Here is a 25,322-nt window from a genome sequence, read left to right on the forward strand (position 1 = left end):
ATACCGTACTATGTCATGCGCAGATAAATTGTAATCAATATTATTGCATTGATGAGCAACCAAAAAGGTGGGTTTGATGAATGATGAACGGGATGCCGACACTGTTTTCACCGTTTGCGGCCGTATTGCGGCGTGTTATCGAGCATGGCGGGCCGCGTAAGCATGGTGCCGTCCGAGTTGCTATTGCGTCCGGCGACCCTGGCTGACCAGGCATTTGCCGAGCTTTTATATGCGTCGACGCGCGATGATTTGAATATGTTGGTATCTGATTTAACAATTATTAATTTATTAATATCAATGCAATATCAAGCCCAGGCGGCCGGGTATAAAACGACCTATCCCGCTGCGGAGTATTTAATCATTGAACATCAGAATGAAGCGTTGGGCCGCGTGGTGATCGATAGCACAGCGGCCATCTTGCGCATCGTGGATATCAGCGTGCTGCCGCAGGCGCGCCGGCAGGGTTGTGCAGGAGAAATACTGCGCCGTTTGCAAGGACGCGCCGCCGTGGCGGGGCAAGAGATGCGCTTGACTGTACATCAAAGCAATCCCGCTGCCCGGCGCCTGTATCTGGCGCTGGGTTTTTGCGTGGAAGCGGAAGACGCATTGAGTGCGCACCTGCGGTGGCAGGCATGAATGTGCACGATGGGGGCGCTGGCGTGCTGGCCGGGCAAGTGCCTGATCTGGCCGATCCGGCCGACGAACGCCTGGCGGCCCTGCGTGAAGACCTGTCTCTGCAGCCGGCGCCGCCCGGCATCGACGGCACGCCGCACTGGCATGTGCACGATGCCGTGCGCAACCGTTTTTTCCGCATCGGCTGGCTGGAATTTGAGTTGCTGTCGCGCTGGCGCGGCGGCATGCCGGCAGGTGCGCTGTGCGACGCCGTCGCGCGCGACACGGCGCTGGCGCCGCAGCCCGAGGATGTGCTGGGCGTGCAGCAATTCCTGCAGGCGAACGAATTGTTGCGCGCCGATACGGCAGGGCTGCGCACGCATCTGCAGAAGGTGGCGGCGGGACGCAAGCCCACGCTGCTGCAATGGCTGTTGCACCATTACCTGTTTTTCCGCATTCCCCTGGTGCGCCCCGATGCCTTCCTGAACCGCACCCTGGCCTATGTGGAGCCGCTGTTCCGGCCCGGCTTTTTCATCGCCTGCACCCTGCTGTCGCTGGTGGGCGTATGGCGCGTGCTGGATCAGTGGCCCGCCTTTTCCAGTACCTTCCTGTACTTTTTCTCGTGGCAGGGCGCGCTGTACTACGGCCTGGCGCTGGCGCTGGCCAAGATCTTGCATGAACTGGCGCACGCCTACACCTGCAAGCATTACGGCGTGCGCGTGCCGGCCATGGGGGTGGCGCTGATGATGATGTGGCCCTTGCTGTACACCGATACCTCGGAGGCGTGGAAACTGACCTCGCGCCGCGCCCGCCTGGCCATCGGTGGCGCCGGCGTGGTGGCCGAACTATTGCTGGCGGGCCTGGCGGCACTGCTGTGGAGCCTGGCGCCGGACGGCGGTTTCAAGAGCGCCTTGTATATCCTGGCCGCCGTCACCTGGGTCAGCACGCTGGCGATCAACCTGAATCCCTTCATGCGCTTTGACGGTTATTACTTGCTGATGGATTTGCTCGATGTGCCGAACTTGTCCGAGCGCAGTTTTGCGATTGCGCGATGGCAACTGCGCAAAGTGGTGCTGGGCATCGCCGCGCCGTTTCCCGAGCCGCAACTGCGGGCGCGGGCCCACTGGCTCGCCTTGTACGCCTACGCCACCTGGCTGTATCGGCTCATCATGTTCACCGGCATCGCGGCCGCCGTGTATTTTTTCTTCTTCAAGGCCCTGGGGGTGATTTTGTTTGCCGTGGAAATAAGCTGGTTTGTCTTGCGACCCATCTGGAATGAGCTGCGCACCTGGCGCGATTTGCGCGCGCGCTGGTCGCGCAATGCGGCGCGCAGCGGCCTGGCCTTGCTGGTCCTGCTGGTCATCCTGGTGGTGCCGTGGCGCGCGGATGTGGTCGCCGATGGTTACTGGCAGGCGGACCTGCACAGCCAGCTTTTTGCGCCGATGCCGGCACGCCTGGAAAAGGTGCTGGTGAAGGAGGGGCAGGCGGTACACGGTGGCGACGCCCTGTTCTTGCTGGCCGCGCCAGCGGTGACAAGCCAGTTGCAGCAATTGCAAAGCCGGATCGCCGGGCTGGAGCGCCAGATCAATGGCGCCATCGACAACGCCGACTTGAATGAGCGGGCCCGCGTGCTGGACCAGGAACTGGCGGCGGCCAGGGCCGAATATGCGCTGCAAAGCGCCGAACTGGGGCGGCTGACCGTGGCGACGCCGCATGCGGGCGTGGTGCGCGACCTCGATCCGGGCCTGTTCCCGGGAGCATGGGTCGGCACCAGCCATGTCCTGGGCCGCGTGGTGGGAAACGGGGCGGGGCAGGCGCAGGTCTTCGTGCATGAATCGGATATCGGCAGGGTCAAGCTGGGCGCGCGCGCGCGGCTGATACCGCGCCGCGCCGACGCCGCAGCGCGGGCGGCCACCGTGACGCGCATCGACAGCACCGCCAGCCGGCTCTTGCCGGAAGCGATGCTATCGTCCCTGCATGGCGGACCGATCGCCGCGCGCGGCGGTCCGCATGGCGAGTCGCTGGCCAATGAAGCCCTGTATCGCGTCACGCTGCAACTGGACGGCGACGGCGTGGACAGCATGGCGCCCATGGTCGCGCATATCGACGGCGAGCGCAGCAGCATGCTGTGGCGCGCCGCGCGCAAGGTCGCCGGCGTGCTGATACGCGAAAGCGGCTTGTAAGTAGATGGGAATGAAAAACGGCGGATGAGGCTGGAGCCGCCATCCGCCGCCATGCGCCCGCAGAAACAGGCTCTGGCCGCTCAGGGTCTGCTCGGGTATTCGCCGTACAGGCAAATCATGAATTGCAGCGGCAAGTAGGGTTGCATATTGTTGTGCGGCGAGCTACCTCCGGCAGGCGCCAGCAGGGTCGCATTCATGACAGTATTGACGGCCGTGACATATTGCGGCTGCGGCACGGGATTGCGGCCGCCACTGACGTTTTGTGCCCATACCGCATTACTGGGGTTCGGCACGTCGCCAGCCGCGTCCAGCGCCATCGCGCCATGCGTGTGGGCGGGCATCGTACTCTCGGTCAGCGTGACGCTGGCAACGCCTGCCGTTGCCGCCAGCGCTCTGGCCGTCAGTCCGGGACCCGTACCCTGGTGTAGCGGCGCCATGCCTTTTAAATTTGGCAACATGAACGTGGTGCTGCCATTGCCGCCATACTGGGTGCCGATGACCGAATACAGCGTGGTATTTTGTTGTATCTGCAATGTCGCGCCATCGCAAGCCGCCCAATTATTCGGTATGAACGTGCCGCAGAAAATCCGGATCTCTCCGACAAATGGATCTGCCATGGTATGCCCCCTTTTTTTATGGTCGTGGTGGATAAATGCCCTGAACGGCGATACAGAAAGTGAGCGCCAGATAGGGTTGCATATTGTTGTGTGGCTGATTGCCGCCGGCGCTGCCGATCGCTGCCGCGTTGAGCGTGGTGTCGGCGCTGGCGGCATAGCCAGCGGGGAAATTGCCCCAGGTGGCATTTTTGGGTGAGCTTACATCGACGGCGCTGGTGGAGGCGTGCGCTGTATGCGTGTGCTGCGGCATTTCGCTCGTTAGCAGCGTATGCGTTTCTGCGCCGCCGGCCTTGCCTTGAATATAGCTTGTGCCGCAATAGATGGGAACCTTGCCGCGCAGATCAGGCAAGGCGAAAGTGGAGCTGCCATTGCCGCCGTATAAAGTGCCCAGCAGGGAAAACAAGGCGGCATTGCTTTGTACTGCCAGCAATTGCCCCTCGCATGCCGCCCATCCTTTCGGGGCATAAGCCAAGCTGAACAGCCGTATCTCACCCAAAAACGGTTCCATGAAGCGCTCTCCTTATCATTTGTTTGGTATAAATAATATTTACTCGCCCAGCATAGGTTTATGGCCGGGTTGGATATATTCCGCTGGTGGCGATGATGAAAGAGAGGGCGAGGAAGGGCATCATGTTGTCGTGCGGCAGCGTGCTGCCGGCAGGGGAAATGCTTGCCGAATTCATGTTTGTCAAGCCGCTGGTGGCCGTGGCATAGTTATTCGTGCTCGTCGTCGCCCACACGCCGTTGGTCGGACTGGCCAAGGTGCCGGCCGCCTTCTGTGCTGCGGCGGCATGGGTATGTTGCGGTATTTGCTGCGATCCCAGGGCGACGGTTTCAGTACCTGCCTTCTGGCTCAAAAGGTGGGTGCTGCTGGTGTGAATAGGCACGCGGCCGCGCAGGTCTGGCAGGCCGAACGTCGTTCTGCCATCGCCGCCATAGGTAGTGCCGATCAGCGAATACAGCACATCGTTTTCGCTAATGCTGAGCAATTGTCCATCGCACATCAACCAGCCAAGCGGCGCGTAATTTCCCGAAAACATACGGATTTCGCCCACATAACATTCAGACATAAACGACTCCTATATTTGATCAATATAAAAAAGAAGAAAATGCTCATGATTTGTTGCGTTCTGACTTTATCAGAAGTTGATAATAATTCCACTCTTTTTATTGTGGTAGATCAAATAAAATTTCTTGTGATGGGGTGCGTTTTTTGATTACTGACATCCAGGATGTTATTCCGGTGCGTGCGGATATTCCGGTGTCAGCGATGGCGACTTGGCGACATACATGGCGCGGTCGGCGTGGCGCAGCAGTTGTTGCATATTCTCGCCGTGTTCCGGGTAGTGCGCGACGCCGATGCTGACGCTGATGCGCAGGCGGCGGCCATCGCCAAGCCGTAGCGGAGTGGCCAGCGCCGCGTGGATTTTCCGTTCGATCAGCATCACATCGACCGACAGCGGATTGTTTTCCAATAGCACGACGAATTCATCGCCGCCCAGGCGGGCCAGGGTATCGGTCTCACGCAGGCAAGCCCTGATCCGGCCCGCTACGGCCTGCAGCAGCAGGTCGCCGCAGGCATGGCCGTAGTGGTCATTGATTAATTTGAAGCGGTTCAGGTCAAGAAACAGCAGCGACAGCCGGCCATCATGGCGTTGGGCACGCGCAAACGCCGTCTGCAGGCGGTCATGGAACAGGCGCCGATTCGGCAGGCGGGTCAGTTCATCGTGCATGGCCATGAAGTGCATGCGGCTCTGCAGTTGCTTGCGCTCGATGGCGATGGCAAGTTGCTTGGCGACGAATTGCAGCAAATCGAGCTCGTGTTCGTTGCCTGTGGCAGCGCCCTGGCCGCTTTGCAATACCAGCACGCCGATGATGCCGCGCGACGACTGCAGTGGGACGGCGAGCCAGTACTCCAGCAGGTCGCCAGCGGCTGCCTGCAAGGCGGGTGGCAAGCCGGCCAGCTGGCCCGGTTCGATCAGCAAGGCGCGGCCGCTGTGCTGCACTTCTTCGCACAGCAGGCCCGCCAGCGCGGCGTGCGTTGCCGGCGTGCCGTCCAGTTCCTGCTGCGCATGGTGCAAGTGCTGGCCGTGCTCGTCGCGCAGGGAGACTGTCAGGCCGCAGGCGGGCAGCAGTTCGCGGACGATCTGGTGGATGCGCTGGAGCAGGGCCGGCAGTTCCTCGGTCGCATGCGCCGCCTCGGAGATGGCGTACAGCGCCGCCTGCTTCGCCTGCGTCTGTTTCAGCGTCGTGATATCGCGCGCCACCGCCACGCGCAGCTGGTCGGTGGCGGACCAGCGGGCCGACCACATGATGTGCGCGACTCGCCCGTCTTTCCGGGTGTAGCGGTTCTCAAAGTGGACCTGGGCATGGCCGTTCATGATGGCCTGCGCCGCCGCGATGGTGCGCTGACGGTCGGCTGGCGCGACCAGGTCGAGCATGACCATGCCGATCATTTCTTCCTGGGTGTAGCCGAAGATACGTTCGCAGGCGGCGCTGACAAAGACAAAGCGTCCATTCACATCGACCATGCACACGGCGTCGAGCAGCAAATCGGTGAAGCTGGCGACCGGCGCGCTAATCAGATGTTTCATATGTTCACTATTCTAGTGGACATTGCCGATCGATATTGAAATTGTTGTTTTTAGAAAACAAAGAGCGTTGATCGCGGCTTGCCGGGCCGGCAGCGACGGCGGCATGCCGCTGCGGAGCAGGTGTCGGCGCCAGCCTGTCAATCATCGACGACAAACGCGTCCGGGTCGAGTTGATCCAGCGTGACGATGGCGCCGCTGTCCGGCGCGCCGCCGCTCTGGCTGAGGCGTGCCTGCAGCTGGGCCAGATAGTCGGCGCGGCAGCGGCGCAGCACGTAATCGCGGAAGTTATCCTGTTCCAGGGCGCGCCAGGCGCGTTCGCGTCCTTGCGCCGAGCGCCTGCCCGCCAGTTCGATGAGCGCGGGCGTGATGCCGGCGTCGCCGCGGCAGAGGCGCGTGTAGCCGTAGCGGTCCATGTACGGGCCGGCGAGCGTTTCGATGAGGTTGATCTCATCGTCCGACAGTTGCTGCCTGAATTTGTCGATGTTGGCCGCGATCGGCGCATGGCAGTTGGCCGACCACAGCGACGACAACTGTGCGATGTGCCGCGCTTCCGCCGACGCGGCCACGTCCAGCATCTGCGGCAGGAAGGCGATGCCGAGAAAGTCACATACCGTTTCCAGCGTCTCTTGTTGCCGCGACAGGAAATCTTCATAGCGTATCGTCAGCACGCGCTGAGGATAGCGTTGCAGGACATGGTCGGCAGCCGTGTGGGCGGCCAGCCAGGTCCTGGCATTGAGCAGCGTGTCGAAATCGTGGATGATGGCGCGGTTCATCGACGCCACTTGTGCGCGCGGATCGCGCACCATGTTCAGGAACAGCATGTGCGGATACAGCCGCACGATGTCGTCGGCGTAGTGCACGCTGTCGAGCGACTTGTCCATCACCACCTGCGCCTGGCGGCGTTCGCCCGCGCGCAGCAGCAGCTCCCATGCCACGCGGTGGATGCTGCGCGGCTGGCCGCGCAGTGTTTCGAACACTTCCACCGGATCGAAGACGACCCCCTGCCACTTGACCATGCTGACCGCCGCCAGGCCCACCACGTCGACCACCAGGCGAAAGTAGGCGCGGTCGTCGCGCAAGTCGCCGTACAGGGGCAGCAGCGGCATCATGTCGACCAGGTGCAGCGGATATGGTGAATAAAACTGCGGCGACAGGTTCAGGCGCAGGCGCAGGGCATGGCTGCCGCAGCGGCGCAGGGGGATCATCATGACAGGCTGCGGGCGCGCGCCGTCGCCGGGGTGGTGGCTGCTCATCGCATCATTCCTCGAACAGGTGGGTGCGCGGCATCAGATGAAGCGCGGGCACAGCTGCTGGAACAGCCGTTCGCACGCCTGTTCCAGCGACAGCATGCTGGTATCGAGCGTCAGCGCCGGCGCCAGCGGCGCTTCGTAGGGCGCGGAGACGCCCGTAAATGCCGGGATCAGTCCGGCCCGCGCTTTTTTGTACAGTCCCTTGGGATCGCGTTCCTCGCACAGCGCGCATGGCGTGCTGATGTAGGCTTCCATAAAATCGTCGCTGCCGATGATCTGGCGCGCCATGTCGCGGTCGCTGCGCAGCGGCGAGATGAAGGCGCAGATGACCATCATGCCGGCGTCGTTCATCAGCCTGGCCACGACGGCGCCGCGGCGGATGTTTTCCTGGCGGTCGCGCGGAGAAAAGCCCAGGTCGCCATTCAGGTGGTGCCGCATATTGTCGCCGTCGAGCACGCAGCTCAGGCGGCCCGCCGCCAGCAGCCGCCTTTCCAGCGCGTACGCCAGCGTCGACTTGCCTGCGCCGCTCAGGCCGGTCAGCCACAGCGTCGCAGCCCGCTGGCCGGCCAGCGGCCCCCGCTGTTCCTTGCCGATATGGCCCGTATGCGGGAATATGTGCGTCGCCACGTGGCCCGCAGCGGCGATCTGTTCCAGTTTACCCATGTGCCACTCCCCGTTGCCGGCTCAAAACTGTTCCCACTCGATTTCGCTGGGCTTGGCGACGGCCGGACGGGGTGGCTTTGGCGTGGCGGGCGGGCGTCGTGCCGCCAGCGGCGGTGGCGGTGGCGGACGGCTGACCACACGCAGTCCCGCATCGCGGCCACCGGCGATGTTGCCCACGCGGAAGACGCTGACCACATCATTCAGGCTGTTGACCTGTTCCTGCATCGCTTGCGCCGCGGCGGCAGCTTCTTCGACCAGGGCCGCATTTTGCTGCGTCACATTGTCCATTTGCGTCACGGCCATATTGATTTGCTCGATGCCGGCCGATTGTTCCTGGCTGGCGGACATCATTTCAGACATGATGCCGGTGACGCGCCGCACGCTGGCGACCACCTCGTGCATGGTCGATCCGGCTTGTTCCACCAGCCGGTTGCCGGCCTGGACCTTGTCGACCGAGTCGCCGATCAAGTCCTTGATTTCCTTGGCCGCCGCGGCCGAGCGCTGCGCCAGGTTGCGCACCTCGGTGGCCACCACGGCAAAGCCGCGCCCCTGTTCCCCGGCGCGGGCCGCTTCGACTGCCGCGTTCAGCGCCAGGATATTCGTCTGGAAGGCGATGCCGTCGATGACGGCGATGATGTCGACGATCTTGCGCGCCGAGACATCGATGGCCGCCATGGTGTCGACCACCTGCGCCACCACGGCGCCGCCCTTGGTGGCGACATCGGAAGCCGATTCGGCCAGCCCGTTGGCTTGGCGCGCATGGTCGGTGTTGATGCGCACGGTGCTGGTCAGTTCTTCCATGGACGAAGCGGTTTGCTCCAGCGTGCTGGCCTGCTGCTCCGTGCGCGAAGACAAGTCCAGGTTGCCCATGGCGATTTGTCCCGCCGCCGTGGCGATGGTCTCGGTGCTGGCGTGAACTTGCTGGACGATTTGTGCCAGGCTGTCGCGCATCGACTGCATGGCGTACAGCAGGCTGTGCGTGTCGCCGGCGCGGGTATGGATGGGCACGGCCAGGTTGCCGCTGGCGATCTGTCCGGCGATCGCCGCCGCTTCGTCTGGTTCGCAACCGAGTTGGCGCGTCACGCTGCGCGTGATCAGCACGGCGGCCAGCAGGCTGGTGAGCAGCGCCAGCGAGCCGATGCTCAGCATCACCAGGCGCGCCTGGCTATAGGCCGCCTCGGCCATGCTGGAGGCCTCGTTATTCTGCTTTTCCTCGACGGCGATCAAGGTGCGCAGCAATTCCCACCAGCGCTTTTGCACGGGGCGGAATTCATAGCGCAGCAGCTTGTAGGCATCGTCCTGCTTCTGCTCCAGCGCCAGCGCGGCGGCCCGCTGAATGAAGGGGGCCGCCAGCTCGCTTTGTGTACGGATCTGTTCGAGCAGGCTTTTTTCTTCGCTCGAGGTGCCTTCCAGCTTGGCGAACATCGCCCCCAGCCTTTGCTGGGCGGCGGCGTATTTTTTTTCCTGCTCCGCGATGCGCGCGACCTCGATCTGGATTTCCTTCTCCTCCTTCAGCAAGATCAGATTGCGCAGCGCCAGCGCCCGCTCGGTCACTGTCAAGTCCATAGTCTGGGCCAGCCTGGTTTCGACGTTGTTGACCTTGGTCGCTTCATCCATGCGGTCCTGGATTTGCCGCATGCTGGTCAGTCCCAGCGCGATGACCAGCAACAGGAACAGGGCGACCAGGCCAAAGCCCAGGCCGAGCCGCTTGGCGATGGTTAAGTTCAGAAATCTCATGCTGCCTCCTTAAGGCCGTGCTTGCCGTTTCGCATAAGCTAATGCGGATTTATCGCGAAGCACTCAACGATCATAGTGATTGCGGGTAGGCCAAATGTCACACATAGTCACATTCAGCATTTGAGCAACAGTAGAAATTTACCGGCGGCAACAGTTCGAATTGAGTTAGATGGCAAACCCGCGCGAGTTCGGGCGTGGCGGCGCAGCGTGAGTTGTATCAAGAATGAAAAATTTTCATGCTACTTTGCGCTCATGATTTCACCTTTCACGTCGTTATAGTTGTGTCTGCTTAGCGTTTCAGATGTGCCCCGTCCCTTTCTCCGTGAAAGCCTGGGTGTGCTCGAAGGTAAATAGTTATCAAAAACTGAAGGTTATGCATATTTTATTCAACCACCGATCCTCGTTTAGCAAGGCATAAGACCCATGACCTCCGTCTCCTCGATCCCGAGCTGGAATCCAAGTCCGTCCCGCGCGCTCAGTGCCGCGGCCAACAAGGCCGATGCCGCGTCGTCTCCGGCGCCAAGTCCGTCTTCCATCGTTGCCATCGGAAGCAGGCAAGCCACCGTCGACCTGACGCCGTCGCCCAAGATATGGGAAAGCCCTGCGCAAGATGGCGTCAGCGAGCAAATGACGAAAAACTTTTTTTCGCGCACGGTTGGCGGCCGTTTCGCCGGCCTGGGTGCGAGCTTGCTGGAGCAGATCAAGGGGGGCGTGCGCAATGTGTCGCAGGCGGTACAGCAATCGCCGCCGCGCATGGAACCCAATACCTATAGCGACATCGGGGCCATGCAAGCGGCCAGCCTGCACGGCAATGGCGAAGACAAGGTCAATCTCAGCATCACCACCAGGAGCGGCGTGGAGGTCAAGCTGTCGCTCGATAGCCAGGACGATGGCCTGGCCGTGCGCATGAGCACGAGCGGCGAACTCAGCGAGACCGAGGCCGGCGCGCTGGGCGGCCTGGCGCAGGCCTTCCAGGAAGCCATTGATGGCATGGCGCAGGGCCAGCCGAAGATCAGCTTGAGCGGTCTGATGCAATTTGACCAGAACGTGCTGGCCTCGGTGAACTTGCACGCGGAAGTGAAAGTGCGCACCGAGCCGCAAAGCACGCAGACGCTGGACTTCCAGGCCGACAGCGCGCAGCGCAAGGTCAGCTTCAAGGGCGTGGCCGGCTCGCTGGACGTGAAGGTGGACGCCAGCAAGCTCAATGCCCTTGGCAGCCAGGAGCAGCAGGCCAAGGCCATGGGCAGTTATATGAAGCAGATCGGCCAGGCCGCGTCGCGCGGCCATGGCGATCCGGCGCTGATGGCGATGTTCAAGGATGCGTTTGGCGCCTTGCACAGCAACGCCGCCGCGCCGCAGGATGCGCGCGGCGTACCGGCAGCAGGCAAGTGGCGCCTGGCAGCCGAGGACAAGGCGATCCTGACCGGCATGGCGGACTTCAGCGCTTCGGTGTCGCAAACGCCGAAATCGAGCAATTCCATGCGCTTGGCGGAAACGGATGGCTTCAACTATGAACTGTCGCAACAGACGACCCTGGCCGGCGCCAGCCAGGACGAGCGCTCGATCCGGCAGCAGCAGCAATCAAAGCTGAGCGCCAGCTTCCACATGCCCTTGATCCCCGGCGTGCCGTTGCGCTTGACGGAAGCGGTGGAATCACAGAATTACACCTACCACCAGATCGAAGACACGGCCAGCAGCGATGCGCAACTGGCCTACAAGGAAGGCAAGCTGGTCAAAGCGAGCCTGCAACAAACAGCCACTCAGTCCACGCATGTCATGACATATGTGATGGGCAAGTTGGAGTCGGACACGACCACGCCGACCCAGCATTCCGTGCAGCGCGACTTGCTCACGCTGCTGTGGCCTTACAAGACGGGTACCACGGACCAGACTGTCGAGGGAAGGGCCGAGCAGCACAAGCAGGATTTGCTGACACTGAACGACGATATCATGCTGCAATCCTATCCCGGTCAGTGGATCAGCCCGTGGCAGGGGGACGCCATGCCCGCAGCACAGGAAGCCAAGAATGGGGCGGCCGGCGCATCAGCCGGCGCATAGCGTGCAGAAAAAAAGCCCGTCTTCGCAAGAAGGCGGGCTTTTTCTTTGGCGCGAAGGTGTCGCGTCAGGCCTTGGCCTTGCTTTGCTTGATCCAGTAACCGACGCCCAGGGCGCCTAGCCAGACGGGGATCAGGTAGACGGAAATGCGCAGGCCCGGCGTCAGGTACATGATCACCAAAATGCCGGCCAGGAAGACCAGGCACAGGTAGTTGGTGAATGGGTAGCCCAGGCTCTGGAACAAGGTCGTCTTGCCTTCGATTTTTTTCTGCGCGCGGAAGCGCAAATGGATCCAGCTGATCATGGCCCAGTTGATGATCAGCGCCGAGACCACGAGGCCCATCAGCACTTCGAACGCTTCGCCCGGCATGAAGTAATTGACCACCACGCAGGCGCCCGTCGCCAGGGCCGACACGCCCAGCGCCGCCAGCGGCACGCCGCGGCGGTTCAGGCGCAGCAGCGCGCGCGGCGCATTGCCTTGCTTGGCCAGGCCGAACAGCATGCGCGTGTTGCAGTACACGCCGCTGTTGTAGACGGAGAGGGCGGCCGTCAGCACCACCACGTTCAGGGCCGTGGCCACCAGGTTGCTGTCGAGCGCATGAAAGATCAGCACGAAGGGGCTGCCGCCGGTGACGACGTTTTGCCACGGGTACAGCGACAGCAAAATGCCCAGCGCGCCGATGTAAAAGATCAGGATGCGGTAGATGGCCTGGTTGGTGGCGCGTGGAATCGTCGTGCTCGGGTCGTCCGCCTCGGCGGCCGTGATGCCCACCAGTTCCAGGCCGCCGAACGAGAACATGATGACGGCCATGGCCATCACCAGGCCCTGCCAGCCATTCGGGAAGAAGCCGCCGTGCTGCCACAGGTTGGCCACCGACGCTTGCGGGCCCGCGTCGCCGGAAGCGAGCAGGTAAGCGCCGAAGACGATCATGCCGATGATGGCGACCACCTTGATGAGGGCGAACCAGAATTCCATTTCGCCAAACGCCTTGACGTTCAGCAAACTGATGGCGTTGATGGCGCAAAAGAAGATCAGCGCCGAGACCCAGGTGGGCACGCCCGGCCACCAGTACTGCACATAGATGCCGACGGCCGTCAGTTCGGCCATGCTGACGAGCACGTACAGCACCCAGTAATTCCAGCCCGACAGGAAACCGGGCAGGTGGCCGCAGTATTTGTCGGCGAAGTAGCTGAAGGAGCCGGCGACGGGTTCGTCGACCACCATCTCGCCCAGCTGGCGCATGATCAGGAAGGCGATGACGCCGGCGATGCCATAGCCCAGCAGGACTGAAGGGCCGGCCATCTTGATGGTTTGCGCGATGCCCAGAAACAGGCCGGTGCCGATGGCGCCGCCCAGGGCGATGAGCTGGATGTGGCGGCTTTTCAGGCCGCGCTTGAGCTCTTGTGGTTCGGTATTCCCGACTGCCGTCATATGTTTTATCCTGTTTTTACGGGGCTGAGGTCGCTGATTCTAAAGCATGGGCGCGCAAAGCAGGAGCGAAATGCATGTTGCACTGCGGAGGCGCAAGAAAAGCCCCGCATCTTCGCCGAACGGCGTGCAAAAGCGCTGCAGGCTGCGCCGGCGGCACGGTATCATGATGGCAAATTTCAAGGAGTGTGTATGCAGCTTGCGCAACGCAGCCGTTTGCAAGGCATCAGCCTGGGCTTTTTGGCCGGCTATGTCGATACCCTGGGCTTTGTCGCCCTGTTCGGCCTGTTCACGGCCCATGTGACGGGCAACTTCGTGCTGATCGGCGCGGCGCTGGCCAATGCCACGCATGCCTCGATCGCGCTCAAGCTGCTGGCGTTCCCTGCGTTTATCGTGGGCGTGGCGGCGACGCGGCTCTTGAGCGTGGCGGTCGAGCGCCGCGGCGGACCGGCGTTGCGCCTGGCGCTGCTGCTGGAGCTGGCGCTGCTGCTCGGTTTCATGGTGTCTGGCGTGCTGGCCGAACCGCTGGTGGCGGAGCCGGGCGCGCTGGCGATGGCGGCCGGCCTGTTCGGCGCGGCGGCCATGGGGGCGCACAGCGCCATCAGCCGGTTGCTGCTGGCGCACCTGGCGCCCACGTCCATGATGACGGGCAACGTCACGCAATTGGTGATCGATACGGTCGACGTGCTGCGCGGCGCGGCAGACGGCGCCACGCGCGAGCGCTGCGTCAAATGCTTCTGGCCTCTGATGGGCTTTGCCGTGGGCGCCATCCTGGCCGCCTTTGCCTACCTGGCCGTGGGTTTTGCGGCGCTGGCCGTGCCGCTGGCCATTTTGCTGGTGCTGATCGCGCTGGAGCCGGCACGCCAGGCCGCCTAAACCTGCACCGGTTGACGCGCCGCCACGATGGCCGGTTCGTACACGGCCAGAAACTCGGGCGGCAGGCGGCGCGCGCGGCCGCTGCTCAATTCGATGCAGACCAGGTTCCAGCGTGCGCGCACGACGGTGGCGCCGTCGCTGTCGCGGATCAGCTGGAAGCGCCGTTCCATGCTGGAGCGGCCGTCGCTGGCGCACAGCCAGGTGGCCAGGGTCAGCGCTTCGCCGGCCCGCGTCGGCAGCAGGTAGTCGTATTCGCCGCGGCGTATCGCCATGGCCCGGTCGAGTCGCTGGTAATCTTCCAGGTCCAGTCCCAGCGTGGCCGAATGGTGCCAGGCGATATGCTCGCACCAGCGCACATACACGGCGTTGTTCGTATGCTGCAAGCCATCGATGTCGCCCGCTTCGGGCATGACGGGCAGGGTGTGGGCGTGCGGATAATCCCAGTTCAAGTGCGATCCTTTCGATACGATGGCGGCTGATTGTACGTGCTGGCGGCGTTTCCTGCCTACGGCGTACGTCTGGAAAAACGCTGTTTTATGCGTTGATGTATGATGCATCATAATCTGAAAAATCTGAAAATGCCTATGAACCATTCCCTGGACAGCCTGGTGCACGTCAACCTGGGCAAGTCCGTGTACGTGATGCTGCGCGACGCGCTGGCGGCCGGGCGCTTCCAGCCGAATGACCGGCTGCGCATCCGCGAACTGGCGCTGCAGCTCGGTACCAGCGTCACGCCCGTGCGCGACGCCATGCTGCAACTGGTGCAGGAAGAGGCGCTGGTGCTGCGCTCGCCGCGCGACTTTCGCGTGCCCGTGCTCAGCGTGGCGCGCTACCTGGAAATCCGCGCGCTGCGCCTGGAACTGGAAGGGCTGGGCGCATTCGAGGCGGCGCAGCGCATCGACGCCGCCACCCTGGCCGACCTGGAGCGCCTGTTGCAAGCGAATGAAGAGGCCATCGCGCGGCATGACCTGGCGGCGGCCCTGCAATGCAACCAGGCGTTTCACCTGGCCTTGGCGCAGGCGGCCGGCATGCCGACCTTGAAACGCTTCGTCGACCACCTGTGGATGCAGACGGCGCCCCTGATCGCCGCCGGCTACGCCAGCTTTTCGCCCGACATGCGGGTGGGCCACCACCACGCCATCATCAGCGCGCTGCGCCAGCGCGACAGCGCGGCCGCGCGGCGCGCCATCGAACAGGACATCCTCGACGGCGGGACGCAGATGCTGGCCTATGTCATGCGCCAGGAGCGCATCCACGCCGGCACAACCGAACGAGAACAGAACAAGGAAGAACATGAGTGAACAAAAAACCGCCATCGTCACGGGGGCCAGCCGTGGCATCGGCCACGCCGTGGCCGAACGCTTCCGCAGCCTGGGCTGGCGGGTCATCACCGTCTCGCGCAGCCCGATTCCCGGCGGCTGCCCGCGCAGCCAGGAGCACAACACGCATGTGTGCATGGATCTGTCGGACCTGAGCCAGATTGGGCAGATGGTCGACACCCTGCGCCCCATGCTGGGCGACTCGAAGCTGCACGCGCTGGTCAACAACGCGGGCGTGTCGCCGAAGGGGCCGGGCGGCGCGCGCGTCAATTCGCTGACCACCGACATGCAGACGTGGCAAGAAATGTACAACACGAATTTCTTTGCGCCGCTGGCGCTCACGCGCGGCTTCGCGCAGGAATTGTCGAATGCGCACGGTGCCGTCGTGAACCTGTGCTCGATCGCCGGCTACCGCGTGCACCCGTTTGCCGGTTCCGCCTACGCCAGCTCGAAGGCGGCGCTGGCGTCGCTGACGCGCGAAATGGCCAATGACATGGCGCCGCTGAACGTGCGCGTGAATGCCATCGCACCGGGCGAGATCGACACGGCCATCCTGTCGCCCGGCACCTCGCACATCGTCGACACGCAAATCCCCCTGCGCCGCCTGGGCACGACGGCCGAAGTGGCCGATTTGGTGGAGTTCCTGTGCAGCGAGCGCGCCTCGTACATCACGGGCGCGGAAATTCCCATCGACGGCGGCCAGCGCATTTAATCAAGGAGGAAGATCATGAGCAAACATATCGGCATCGTCGGCTGCTCGGCCGAAGGCGCGGCCCTGTGCTACCGCACGATTTGCGAAGAGGGCGCGCATGCGCTGGGAGCGTATGCACATCCGGAAGTCACACTGCACACGCCGTCGCTGGCGCGCTATGTGGCTTGCTTGAATGCTGGCGACCTGGCCGGCGTGGCCGAACTGATGCTGGCGTCGGCGCGCAAGCTGGCCGCCGCCGGCGCCGATTTTCTGATCTGCCCCGACAACACCATCCACCAGGCATTCGAGCTGATGGCGCCCCGTTCGCCGCTGCCGTGGCTGCATATCGCCGACGTCGTCGCCGCCGAAGCGGCCGCGCGCGGTTTTCGCCGCGTGGGGCTGACGGGCACACGCTGGCTGGTCGACAGCGCCGTGTATCCGGACCGGCTGGCCGCGCGCGGCATCGCTTGCGTGCGGCCCGGCGAGGACGAACGCAGCGAGATCAACCGCATCATCATGGAAGAACTGGTGCCCGGCGTGATCAAACCGGACAGCGTGGCGCGCTTCCAGGCCGTCATCGCCGGCTTGCGCGAGCAGGGCTGCGACGCCGTCATCCTCGGCTGCACGGAAATCCCGCTGATCATCAGCGACGCCAATTCGCCGCTGCCGACGCTCGATTCCACGCGCTTGCTGGCGCGCGCCGCCTTGCGCCGGGCGCTGGCAGCTTAGCGTTCCAGCTGCGCCTGCAGCGCCGCTACCACCAGCGCGTGGTCGTCGGCCTGCGCCAGGCCGGAAACGCTCACCGTGCCGACCAGTCCCACGCCGCGTATCAGCAGGGGGAACGCGCCGCCGTGGCCCGCGTACTCGATGTCGTCGAGGTATTTCACGTCTTCGAAGGTGCTGCCGCGGCTTTTATACGAGATGCCCATGTAGTAGGAGCTGTGGCAAAAGCGCTGCACCGTCTGGTTCTTGCGGCGTATCCAGTCTGCCTGGTCGGCCGTGGCGCCCGTCATGGCGTGGTGGAACAGGACTTGTCCGTTGCGCGTGATGTTCACGGTGACGGCCTTGCCCCGCTTGCGCACTTCTTCAACGATCCACAGGCCCACGGCCAGCGCGGCGTCGTTGTCGAAGCGTTCGAATTGCAGGGATTCTTCCTGTTGCGCGAGGGTTTGCAGCAAATCGGCGTAATGATCCATCGTGGAGGCGGGTGGTAGTGGCTGGAAACGCTACTGTAGCGCAGCATGGACCAGCCGCGCGCGCTTTTTCCGTCCCGCGCCTACAATAGGCGGCATGAACCTGTCCCTGTTTGCCGATGAAGACCAGGCTCCGGCCAGCCCCGCGCCGCTGGTGCCCGGTTCGTCCGCGTCGGTCCTGCTGCGCGCTTTTGCGCTGGCGTATCTGGATGAATTGCTGCCGGCGCTGGACGCCATCGTGCTGGCGGCGCCCCTGCGCCACATGGCCACGCCGGGCGGCTTGCGCATGTCCGTTGCCATGAGCAATTGCGGCGCTCAGGGCTGGATCACGGATGGACGCGGTTACCGCTATGCGCGGCTCGATCCGGCCAGCGGCCGCCCCTGGCCGCCGATGCCGCCCGTGTTCCTGCGCCTGGCGCAGCAGGCGGCGCTGGCGGCCGGCTATCCGGGCTTCACGCCCGATGCCTGCCTGATCAATCGTTATGCGCCCGGTGCGCGCATGGCCCTGCACCAGGACCGCGATGAATGCGATTTCACCGCGCCCATCGTTTCCGTCTCGCTGGGCCTGCCCGCCACCTTCCTGTTCGGCGGCGCCGAGCGGGCCGACAGGGTGGCCCGCATTCCTTTGCTGCACGGCGACGTGGTGGTGTGGGGCGGCGCCGACCGCCTGCGCTTCCACGGCGTGGCGCCCTTGAAGGAGGGCGAACATGCGTTGTTGGGCGCGCAGCGCATCAATCTGACGTTTCGCAAGGCTGGCTGAGCTGGCGCCAGGGCGTACCCGGCTTGAGAATATATTGCAGTACGCTGCCGAGACCCAGTACGACCAGCAGATACATGGCCTAGCGTGCCATCGCGTGCCCCAGCACCTGGGCAAAAGCGATATGGTTGCCGTCCGGGTCGGTGAGCATGATGGTGCGCACTTGCGCCGTCCTCGTTAGCGCACCGTGCGCCACGTTCAGCTGCTGCAAATGCGTGGCCAGCAGATCGATATCGTCGACGGCCAGGGTCACGGATCCGCCCCCGGCGCGCTCGGGCTGTTGGTACAGCTGCAGCCCGCCGCCCCGGTCAAATTTCCATTCAGCGACTTCCGGCATGGGCCGGGTGTCGGCTTCCTTGTCCAGCAGGCTGGCATACCAGGCGCTGGATGCAGTCAGGTCGCGTACTGCCAGGCTGGCGATGGCGTTCAGGATGGGCATGATGATACTCCTTGATCGAGGGCAGGAATCAGGATAGCGCCGGGGCGCTCGCCGCTTCCGTGCGGGCGCGCACCTTGCCCCTTTTTTAATATATGCAACTTGCTTGCAAATGCGGGGAAACTTCTTCACTATATGCAATTGATTTGCATATTAAGGTTGATTCCGAATGAAACGCGATGAGCAAATGATGTCCTTGCCCGATGTGGCCGCCGGTCCCCATCTGGGCCACCCCTTGCCATTGGAATGGGTCGGCATGCAGGGCATCGCCTTGCCCGTGTGGCTGGAAGAGGGCGGGCAGGCGCAGCAAGTGCATGCGTGGGCCGATGTGCAGGTGGACTTGCCCGATCCGCACGTGAAGGGCATCCACATGTCGCGGCTGTATCTGCTGCTCGATGCGTTTGCCGCCGCACAGCCGCTCGATGCGGGCGCGCTGGCCGCCGTATTGCGACGCATGGTGGGCAGCCACGCCGATTGCGGCAGCACGCAGGCACGCCTCGCGCTGGCGTTCCCCGTGCTGCGGCGCCAGCCGGCGCTGTTGACGGCGGGGCTGTCGGGCTGGAAATCGTATCCAGTGCGCCTGCAGGCGAGTGTTTCTGCGCAGGGCTTTGCCCTGACCCTGACGGTGGAGATCGGCTATTCCTCGACCTGTCCGTGTTCGGCGGCGCTGGCGCGTCAATTGCTTGCCGATGCCTTTGCGGCGCAGTTCGGCGCAGGCGGCATCGATGGCGCTGCCGCGCGCGGCTGGCTGCAGGAACACGCCAGCCTGGCCACACCGCACAGCCAGCGCAGCACGGCGACGGTCAGCGTGGCATTGACGGAACAGGCGGAGCTGGACCTGTTTCCCCTGATCGACCTGGTGGAAGCGGCGCTGGCCACGCCGCTGCAAACGGCCGTGAAACGGGCCGACGAGCAGGCGTTCGCGCGCTTGAATGGTGCTAACCTGATGTATGTGGAAGACGCGGCCCGCCGCGTGCAGGCGGCGCTGGCGCAACATCATGCGCAGGCGCGTGTTACCGTACGGCATATGGAAAGCCTGCATCCGCACGACGCCGTGGCGCAGGCGGGCCAGCTTGCCTGAGTTTTTCACTCAACCACCGTGAAGGAGGACAGCATGCCGGAGAAAATCGAGCGGGAAGTGGGCGATGACAGCCTGGAACAGGAACTGGAGCGTGAACGGCGCGAACGTGCGCTGATCGACGAGGAAAAGCTGGGCATGGACGAGCTGGAAGAGGAGCATTTGAAGCGGGAGCGCCAGCCGGGCGCGCCGGCGGGGCGCTAGCTCTCAGGTGCTGCATCAGCGCTGGCATCGCGCCGCGCTGACCGGTACAATCTCGCCTTGTCCTTCTCCCCCAGCCCCGGAGGCCCATGAAATACCGCGCATTCTTCCCGTTCATCCTCGGCCTGGCAGGCGCCACGCTGGCCGCCTCGCAGGCCCAGGCCGCCACCATCTGCACCGCCATGGCCGACGCCAAGACGGGCGCCGTCTTGTTGCAAGAGGGTAATTGCATCGACAGAGTCACCCCCGCCTCGACCTTCAAGATCGCCCTCAGCCTGATGGGCTATGACGCCGGTTTCCTCAAGGATGAGCACAAGCCGACCCTGCCATACCGCCAGGGCTATGTGGACTGGGGCGGCGAAGCGTGGCGCCAGGATACGGACCCGTCGCGCTGGATGCAGTATTCCGTCGTCTGGTATTCGCAGCAGATCACGCAGGCGCTGGGCGCCGAGCGCTTCCAGAAGTACGCCAAGGCTTTGCGTTATGGCAATGCGGATGTGTCGGGCGATCCGGGCAAGGACAATAGCCTGGAGCGCTCGTGGATCAGCTCTTCGCTGAAGATCTCTCCGCTGGAACAGCTGGGTTTCTTGCGTAAACTGGTCAATTATCAGCTGCCCGTGACGAAGCAGGCGAAGCAGGCGATGCAGGCAACGCAGCGCTTGACGCGTCTGGCGGACGTGGATGGCTGGCAAGTGCATGGCAAGACGGGCGCGGCCTTCCCGCGCAAGGCCGACGGAAGCTTTGACGAAGCGCATGGCTACGGCTGGTTCGTGGGCTGGGCCAGCAAGGGCGAGCGCAGCATCGTGTTTGCGCGCCTGGTGCAGGACGAGCAGAAGGGCCTGCCATCGGCGGGCTTGCGCACGCGCGAAGCGATGCTGAAAGAATTGCCGGCCCTGCTGGAGCAGGCGCAGAAGTGACGGCCAGCATCGTCGCCGCCACCTTCATCGCCTCCGAGGGAGCGTACCTGGAAGCCGTCATCGACGTTGCTGGCCAGCGCCTGCACGTGATGGACGAGTTTGGCGGCGCGCAACTGGCCGCCGGCACGCAAGTTCAGCTCGAACTGTCGCCCATGCCCAGCGAGCGTGACGACTGGGACGCCATCTTCCGCGCCAATCCGGGCCGGGAGCAGGGGCTGCGCCGGCTTGACGGCTGGCGCTACCTGGCGCTGGGCGTCGTCGTCAGCGTTGACCCCGTCGTCTGCGATTGCGGTCTGCTGCAGCTGGAAAACCCGTTTACAACGCATGACGAGCGCTGCGTGGGCGCGTTTGTCGGCGTCACGCTGGCGCGCCTCGATGCCTGTCTCGCTTAGGCCCCCAACACAAGCCGATGGACCAGTTGATAACCCAGCCGGATACCAAAACAAAACACGGCAAAGCCGCAGGCGGCAAGGAAGGTGGCTTGCAGTTGCTGGCGTGCAGACAGGGCGGGCATGGCGGCGTCCATCAGTGAGTGTGGCGGGAGTGCCAGCCGATATTAACTGATTGTTTTACGTATTGGCAATAATCCGGTCATCTTCCGTACTTCCGCTTACTTATTTCCATCCCGCCACATTGCCCGCCCTATATACTTGCTGAAACGGATCATCCGGCATCAGACAAGGTTACAAGCATGGCATCAGGCATGGAGCAGTTTCAGGAAAAAGCACGGCAGGCGTGGATACAGGTGCGCGCGCAGGTCGTTCGTGTGGCGGGCGTGGCGTGGGTAAAAGCAGTGGCGCTGTACCGGCGCGGCCATGCGCGCTTGATGACCTTGCCGCCCGTGCGGCGCGCGCTGGTGCTGGGCCTGTGGTCGTTCCTGGCTTTGCTGGCCTTGTTGACGCTGTACCTGCTGCTGCTGATTCCCCTGACGCCCAGCATCCACGATTTGCGCCAGGCGCGCGCGGCCGCACCGAGCACCATGGTCAGCACCGACGGCAAGGAACTGGTGCGTTTCGACCAGGGCTTGCAGGAACGGGTCACGTTAAAACAGATTTCGCCGAACGTGATCAGCGCCTTGATCTCGACGGAAGACCACCGTTTCTACGAACACCACGGCATCGATTTCACGCGCACGGCGGGCGCCATCTTGCACACGGCGGGTGGCAACCCCCAGGGCGGTTCCACCATCACGCAGCAGCTGGCGCGCAATATGTTCCCCGAGGAGATAGGCCGCTCGCGCAACCTGAACCGCAAGCTGAAGGAACTGATCACGGCCCTGAAAATCGAGGCCACCTACAGCAAGACGGAAATCCTGGAAGCGTATCTGAACACCGTGCCTTTCCTGTACAACACTTACGGCATCGAGATGGCGGCCCGCACCTACTTCGACAAGCCCGCCTCGCGCCTCGACATCCTGGAAAGCGCCACCCTGGTCGGCATGCTCAAGGGCACGAATTACTACAATCCCGTGGGCAATCCCGAGCGCTCCCTGCAGCGGCGCAACGTGGTGCTGGGCCAGATGCGCAAGCACGACGTCATCGACGAGGCGCGCTATAAACAGTTGATCAAGCGTCCGCTGCGCCTGCATTTCGAGCGCCAGAGCGAGCGCGCGCAATCGGACAGCCATTTCACGGCCTATGTGCGCAAGTGGCTGATCGACTGGGCCGACGAAAACGATTACAACCTGGAGCGCGATGGCCTGGTGGTGCACACCACGCTCGACCACGATTTGCAGCAGGCGGCCGAGCGCGCCGTCGAACGCCAGGCGAATGCCTTGCAGGCCATTGCCGACGTGGAATGGAGCCGCGCGGGTGTGCCATCGTCTACTTCGACGGGCATGTACGCGGGCATGCAGGCTGGCAGCGTACCGTTCGATTATTTCTGGAAATCGCATCCGGCGCTGCTCGATTCCTTCGTGCGCGAGTCGGGCGACTACCGCAAGCTGACGGCGGCCGGCAGCACGCCGGATGACGCGCTGGCGCAGCTGAAGGGCGACCGCGCCTTCATGGCGGCCCTGCGCAAGTCGAAGACGCGCCTGGAAGCGGGTTTTGCGGCCATGGACCCGGCCACGGGTGCCGTGCGCGCCTGGGTGGGCAGCCGCGACTTTGCGCGCGAGCAATTCGACCACGTGTCGCAGGCGGCGCGCCAGCCCGGTTCCACCTTCAAACCCATCGTGTATGGCGCGGCGCTGGAAAAGGGCCTGAGCCCCGACCACGTCTACCGCGATGAAGTGATGGATATCAAGGCGGCCGACGGCACGAAATGGCGCCCGACCGACATGAGCGGCACCACGGGGCGCGACATGACCATGCGCGACGGCCTTGTTTACTCGAAAAACACCATCACGGCGCAAGTGATGCAGGACGTCGGCTTGCCGCCGATCATCAAACTGGCGCGCGCGCTCGGTATCCGCGACAGCAAGCTGGAAAAAGTGCCGTCCCTGGCGCTGGGCACCAGTCCCGTTACCTTATTGGAAATGGTCAATGCCTACGCCAGCATCGCGGCCCAGGGCGAAGCGCGCCTGCCGTTCGTCGTCACGCACATTACGGACCGCGAAGGCAAGGTCATCGCCCGTTTTGGCGAAGACAAGCCCCAGCGCGCCATGCAGGCGGCATCGGCCGCCACGCTGACGGACATGATGCGCGGCGTCATCGACCGCGGCACGGGCACGGCCATCCGCAGCCGCTTCGGCATCCGCTCCGACGTGGCCGGCAAGAGCGGCACCACACAAAACAATGCGGACGGCTGGTTCATTTTGATGCACCCGGAACTGGTGGGCGGCGCCTGGGTGGGTTTCAATGACGCGCGCGTCACCATGCGCAGCAATTACTGGGGCCAGGGCGGCCACAACGCCGTGCTGGTGGTGGGCGACTTCTTCAAGACGGCGCTCGACACGGGCAAGCTGTCGCGCGACGCCATTTTCCCCGGCGGCAAGCCACCGCCACCGCTGCGCCATGTGGAACCGGTCGATGAGCCGCAGGACGAACCGGTGGAAGAGCCGGGAGACTTGCTGCAGGAAGGCGTGCCGCCAGCGCCGCTGGCAGTGCCGGCCGAAGGCGAGCAGGACACGCATGGCAAGGCGGTGCCGGAGCCCGCTCCGGCACCCGCTCCTATGCCGCAGCCCGTGCCGCAAGCTTAGCCGACGCGATGGTAATTGATACAGGACAATCATGTCACCCAAGCCCACACTGCGCCTGATACTCGGCGACCAGCTCAATGCGCAGCATCGCTGGTTCACCGAAGTCGATGCCGCCACCATCTATGTCCTGATGGAGGTAAGGCAGGAAACCGATTATGTGCTGCATCATGCGCAGAAAATCCTGGCGATCTTCGCGGCCATGCGCGAGCTGGCGCGCCAGCTGCGCCAGCTCGGCCACAGCGTGCATTACATCGCCATCGACGAGGTGGAAAGCACGCGGACGATACCGGAGAATATCGAAGCGCTGATTCGTCACTATGACGCTTGCGCCTTCGAATATCAGGCACCCGACGAATGGCGCCTCGACCAGCAGCTGTACCAGGCGGGAAGGCGCTCGACCATCCCCTGGCTGATGGTCGACAGCGAGCATTTCTATACGGCCCGCCATGAGGCTGCCGATATTTTCGCCGGACGCAAGCAATGGCTGATGGAGTTTTTCTACCGCCAGATGCGCAGCACGCACAAGGTGCTGATGGAAGACGCGAAAAAACCCGTCGGCGGTCAATGGAACTTCGATCACGATAACCGCAAGCCCTGGCGCGGCACGCCCGCCGAGCCGCAAGACTCGCGTACCGTGCATGACCATTCCCCGTTATGGCAAAGCATCGTCGCCGCAGGCGTGAAAAGCTTCGGCGCTCCCCACGCCGACCGGCTGGCGTGGGCGCTGAACCGCGATGAGGCGCTGCAGCAGCTCGATGCCTTCATCGAGCGGGCCTTGCCGCATTTTGGCGATTTCCAGGACGCGATGAGCAGCAAGGCATGGCGCTTGTTTCATTCCCTGCTGTCGTTCGCGCTGAACGTCAAGATGCTCAACCCGCGCGAAGTCGTCGCCAGGGCGCAAGCGGCTTATCACGCCGGCCATGCGCCCCTGGCTGCGGTGGAGGGATTCATCCGCCAGATACTGGGATGGCGCGAGTATGTGCGCGGTGTTTACTGGGCGCATATGCCCGGCTATGCGGAGAAGAATTTTTTTGGCCACACGCGCCCGCTGCCTTCATGGTTCTGGGATGGCAAGACGAAGATGCATTGCCTGTCGCAGGCGATCACCCAGTCGCTGGAACAGGCGCATGCGCATCACATCCAGCGCCTGATGGTGATCGGCAATTTCGCGCTGTTGGCCGGCCTCGATCCGGCCAGGGTGCATGGCTGGTACCTGGGCATCTATATCGATGCTTTCGAATGGGTGGAGTTGCCCAATACCGTCGGCATGAGCCAGTTCGCCGATGGCGGGCTGCTGGCGACCAAGCCGTATGTCTCCAGCGCGGCGTATATCGACCGCATGGGCGATTATTGCAAAGGCTGCCATTACGATAAAAAGGCGCGCGTCGGCGAGCGCGCCTGTCCCTTCAATGCCCTGTACTGGGATTTTTTCCATCGCAATGCAGAGACTTTGGAACGCAATCCCCGCATCGGCATGGCGTATCGCCAGCTGGAGAAAATGGACGCGGCGACGATCGCGGCTTTCCGGCAGCAGGCGGCCACGATGCTGGCCCGGCTCGATTCCCTGTAACACAG

26 protein-coding genes are annotated in these 25,322 nt (G+C 63.4%); 14 read left to right on the forward strand and 12 right to left on the reverse strand.

Features of this window, described 5'->3' with window-relative positions; translation table 11 throughout:
* Positions 1–144 precede the first annotated feature (144 nt).
* Together ACP7EG_RS06195 and ACP7EG_RS06200 are read left to right on the forward strand one after the other, a co-directional pair.
* Positions 145–636, forward strand: a complete 492-nt coding sequence (locus tag ACP7EG_RS06195) for a GNAT family N-acetyltransferase (protein WP_426086876.1) — start codon at positions 145–147, stop codon at positions 634–636.
* Positions 633–2,795: a biotin/lipoyl-binding protein gene (locus ACP7EG_RS06200; protein ID WP_426086877.1), complete on the forward strand. Its 2,163-nt coding sequence runs from the start codon at positions 633–635 to the stop codon at positions 2,793–2,795. The genes ACP7EG_RS06195 and ACP7EG_RS06200 overlap by 4 nt, the downstream gene beginning before the upstream one ends.
* A gap of 80 nt (positions 2,796–2,875) precedes the next feature.
* On the opposite strand, the gene ACP7EG_RS06205 is transcribed toward ACP7EG_RS06200, so the two are convergent.
* The 7 genes from ACP7EG_RS06205 to ACP7EG_RS06235 form a co-directional block, all read right to left on the reverse strand.
* Positions 2,876–3,412: a phage tail protein gene (locus ACP7EG_RS06205; RefSeq protein ID WP_426086878.1), complete on the reverse strand. Its 537-nt coding sequence runs from the start codon at positions 3,410–3,412 to the stop codon at positions 2,876–2,878.
* A 16-nt stretch (positions 3,413–3,428) separates the two neighbouring features.
* Positions 3,429–3,920, reverse strand: coding sequence for a phage tail protein (locus ACP7EG_RS06210; protein ID WP_426086879.1), 492 nt, complete (start codon positions 3,918–3,920; stop codon positions 3,429–3,431).
* A gap of 58 nt (positions 3,921–3,978) precedes the next feature.
* On the reverse strand, positions 3,979–4,482 hold the full coding sequence (locus ACP7EG_RS06215) for a phage tail protein (RefSeq protein ID WP_426086880.1): 504 nt from the start codon (positions 4,480–4,482) through the stop codon (positions 3,979–3,981).
* A gap of 165 nt (positions 4,483–4,647) precedes the next feature.
* On the reverse strand, positions 4,648–6,006 hold the full coding sequence (locus tag ACP7EG_RS06220) for a diguanylate cyclase domain-containing protein (RefSeq protein ID WP_426086881.1): 1,359 nt from the start codon (positions 6,004–6,006) through the stop codon (positions 4,648–4,650).
* A 137-nt stretch (positions 6,007–6,143) separates the two neighbouring features.
* A complete protein-coding gene (locus tag ACP7EG_RS06225; RefSeq protein ID WP_426086882.1) occupies positions 6,144–7,259 on the reverse strand; it encodes a sulfotransferase family protein in 1,116 nt (371 codons plus the stop codon).
* A gap of 33 nt (positions 7,260–7,292) precedes the next feature.
* Complete coding sequence (gene cysC / locus ACP7EG_RS06230) at positions 7,293–7,919, reverse strand: adenylyl-sulfate kinase (RefSeq protein WP_426086883.1); 627 nt, start codon at positions 7,917–7,919, stop codon at positions 7,293–7,295.
* 21 nt (positions 7,920–7,940) lie between these two features.
* Complete coding sequence (locus tag ACP7EG_RS06235) at positions 7,941–9,656, reverse strand: methyl-accepting chemotaxis protein (RefSeq protein ID WP_426086884.1); 1,716 nt, start codon at positions 9,654–9,656, stop codon at positions 7,941–7,943.
* Positions 9,657–10,079: 423 nt separating this feature from the next.
* On the opposite strand from ACP7EG_RS06235, the gene ACP7EG_RS06240 reads away from it, so the two are divergent.
* Positions 10,080–11,714: a hypothetical protein gene (locus ACP7EG_RS06240; protein ID WP_426086885.1), complete on the forward strand. Its 1,635-nt coding sequence runs from the start codon at positions 10,080–10,082 to the stop codon at positions 11,712–11,714.
* Between the two features lie 64 nt (positions 11,715–11,778).
* Here ACP7EG_RS06240 and ACP7EG_RS06245 read toward each other — a convergent pair whose 3' ends face one another.
* Entirely contained in the window at positions 11,779–13,143 is a 1,365-nt protein-coding gene (locus ACP7EG_RS06245; protein WP_071077054.1) for an amino acid permease, read from the reverse strand.
* A gap of 189 nt (positions 13,144–13,332) precedes the next feature.
* On the opposite strand from ACP7EG_RS06245, the gene ACP7EG_RS06250 reads away from it, so the two are divergent.
* Positions 13,333–14,016, forward strand: coding sequence for a YoaK family protein (locus ACP7EG_RS06250; protein ID WP_426086886.1), 684 nt, complete (start codon positions 13,333–13,335; stop codon positions 14,014–14,016).
* On the opposite strand, the gene ACP7EG_RS06255 is transcribed toward ACP7EG_RS06250, so the two are convergent.
* The gene (locus ACP7EG_RS06255; protein ID WP_426086887.1) at positions 14,013–14,465 is read right to left on the reverse strand and encodes an acyl-CoA thioesterase; all 453 of its coding nucleotides are present in this window, start codon (positions 14,463–14,465) and stop codon (positions 14,013–14,015) included. The two genes, ACP7EG_RS06250 and ACP7EG_RS06255, sit on opposite strands and share 4 nt — an antisense overlap.
* A 135-nt stretch (positions 14,466–14,600) precedes the next feature.
* On the opposite strand from ACP7EG_RS06255, the gene ACP7EG_RS06260 reads away from it, so the two are divergent.
* The 3 genes from ACP7EG_RS06260 to ACP7EG_RS06270 are packed head-to-tail and all read left to right on the forward strand — an operon-like array spanning position 14,601 to position 16,755.
* Positions 14,601–15,317, forward strand: coding sequence for a GntR family transcriptional regulator (locus ACP7EG_RS06260; RefSeq protein ID WP_426086888.1), 717 nt, complete (start codon positions 14,601–14,603; stop codon positions 15,315–15,317).
* Entirely contained in the window at positions 15,310–16,047 is a 738-nt protein-coding gene (locus tag ACP7EG_RS06265; RefSeq protein ID WP_096235720.1) for an SDR family NAD(P)-dependent oxidoreductase, read from the forward strand. Before ACP7EG_RS06260 ends, ACP7EG_RS06265 begins: the two co-directional genes overlap by 8 nt.
* A 15-nt stretch (positions 16,048–16,062) precedes the next feature.
* Positions 16,063–16,755 (forward strand): aspartate/glutamate racemase family protein, encoded by a 693-nt coding sequence (locus ACP7EG_RS06270; protein WP_426086889.1) that lies wholly within the window; start codon positions 16,063–16,065, stop codon positions 16,753–16,755.
* On the opposite strand, the gene ACP7EG_RS06275 is transcribed toward ACP7EG_RS06270, so the two are convergent.
* A complete protein-coding gene (locus ACP7EG_RS06275; RefSeq protein ID WP_071077059.1) occupies positions 16,752–17,222 on the reverse strand; it encodes a heme-degrading domain-containing protein in 471 nt (156 codons plus the stop codon). The genes ACP7EG_RS06270 and ACP7EG_RS06275 overlap by 4 nt on opposite strands.
* Positions 17,223–17,316: 94 nt before the next feature.
* On the opposite strand from ACP7EG_RS06275, the gene alkB reads away from it, so the two are divergent.
* Positions 17,317–17,979 (forward strand): DNA oxidative demethylase AlkB, encoded by a 663-nt coding sequence (gene alkB / locus ACP7EG_RS06280; protein ID WP_426086890.1) that lies wholly within the window; start codon positions 17,317–17,319, stop codon positions 17,977–17,979.
* A gap of 79 nt (positions 17,980–18,058) precedes the next feature.
* Here alkB and ACP7EG_RS06285 read toward each other — a convergent pair whose 3' ends face one another.
* Entirely contained in the window at positions 18,059–18,415 is a 357-nt protein-coding gene (locus ACP7EG_RS06285; protein ID WP_426086891.1) for a VOC family protein, read from the reverse strand.
* Between the two features lie 166 nt (positions 18,416–18,581).
* Here ACP7EG_RS06285 and folE2 point away from each other — a divergent pair, with 166 nt between their 5' ends.
* The 4 genes from folE2 (at position 18,582) to ACP7EG_RS06305 (ending at position 21,000) form a co-directional block, all read left to right on the forward strand.
* Positions 18,582–19,493, forward strand: a complete 912-nt coding sequence (gene folE2, locus ACP7EG_RS06290; protein ID WP_426086892.1) for a GTP cyclohydrolase FolE2 — start codon at positions 18,582–18,584, stop codon at positions 19,491–19,493.
* A gap of 33 nt (positions 19,494–19,526) precedes the next feature.
* A complete protein-coding gene (locus ACP7EG_RS06295; RefSeq protein WP_426086893.1) occupies positions 19,527–19,694 on the forward strand; it encodes a hypothetical protein in 168 nt (55 codons plus the stop codon).
* 86 nt (positions 19,695–19,780) lie between these two features.
* Entirely contained in the window at positions 19,781–20,608 is an 828-nt protein-coding gene (blaOXA, locus tag ACP7EG_RS06300) for a class D beta-lactamase (protein ID WP_426086894.1), read from the forward strand.
* Positions 20,605–21,000 (forward strand): hypothetical protein, encoded by a 396-nt coding sequence (locus tag ACP7EG_RS06305; RefSeq protein WP_426086895.1) that lies wholly within the window; start codon positions 20,605–20,607, stop codon positions 20,998–21,000. The genes blaOXA and ACP7EG_RS06305 overlap by 4 nt, the downstream gene beginning before the upstream one ends.
* On the opposite strand, the gene ACP7EG_RS06310 is transcribed toward ACP7EG_RS06305, so the two are convergent.
* Positions 20,997–21,122, reverse strand: coding sequence for a hypothetical protein (locus ACP7EG_RS06310; protein ID WP_426086896.1), 126 nt, complete (start codon positions 21,120–21,122; stop codon positions 20,997–20,999). The two genes, ACP7EG_RS06305 and ACP7EG_RS06310, sit on opposite strands and share 4 nt — an antisense overlap.
* A 177-nt stretch (positions 21,123–21,299) precedes the next feature.
* Between ACP7EG_RS06310 and ACP7EG_RS06315 the strand changes: the two genes are divergently transcribed.
* On the forward strand, positions 21,300–23,747 hold the full coding sequence (locus tag ACP7EG_RS06315) for a penicillin-binding protein 1A (RefSeq protein WP_426086897.1): 2,448 nt from the start codon (positions 21,300–21,302) through the stop codon (positions 23,745–23,747).
* A gap of 31 nt (positions 23,748–23,778) precedes the next feature.
* Positions 23,779–25,317: a cryptochrome/photolyase family protein gene (locus ACP7EG_RS06320; RefSeq protein WP_426086898.1), complete on the forward strand. Its 1,539-nt coding sequence runs from the start codon at positions 23,779–23,781 to the stop codon at positions 25,315–25,317.
* Positions 25,318–25,322: the final 5 nt, after the last annotated feature.

Source organism: Janthinobacterium sp. PSPC1-1, from assembly GCF_049897625.1.
In the GTDB taxonomy this organism is placed as follows: domain Bacteria; phylum Pseudomonadota; class Gammaproteobacteria; order Burkholderiales; family Burkholderiaceae_D; genus Janthinobacterium; species Janthinobacterium tructae.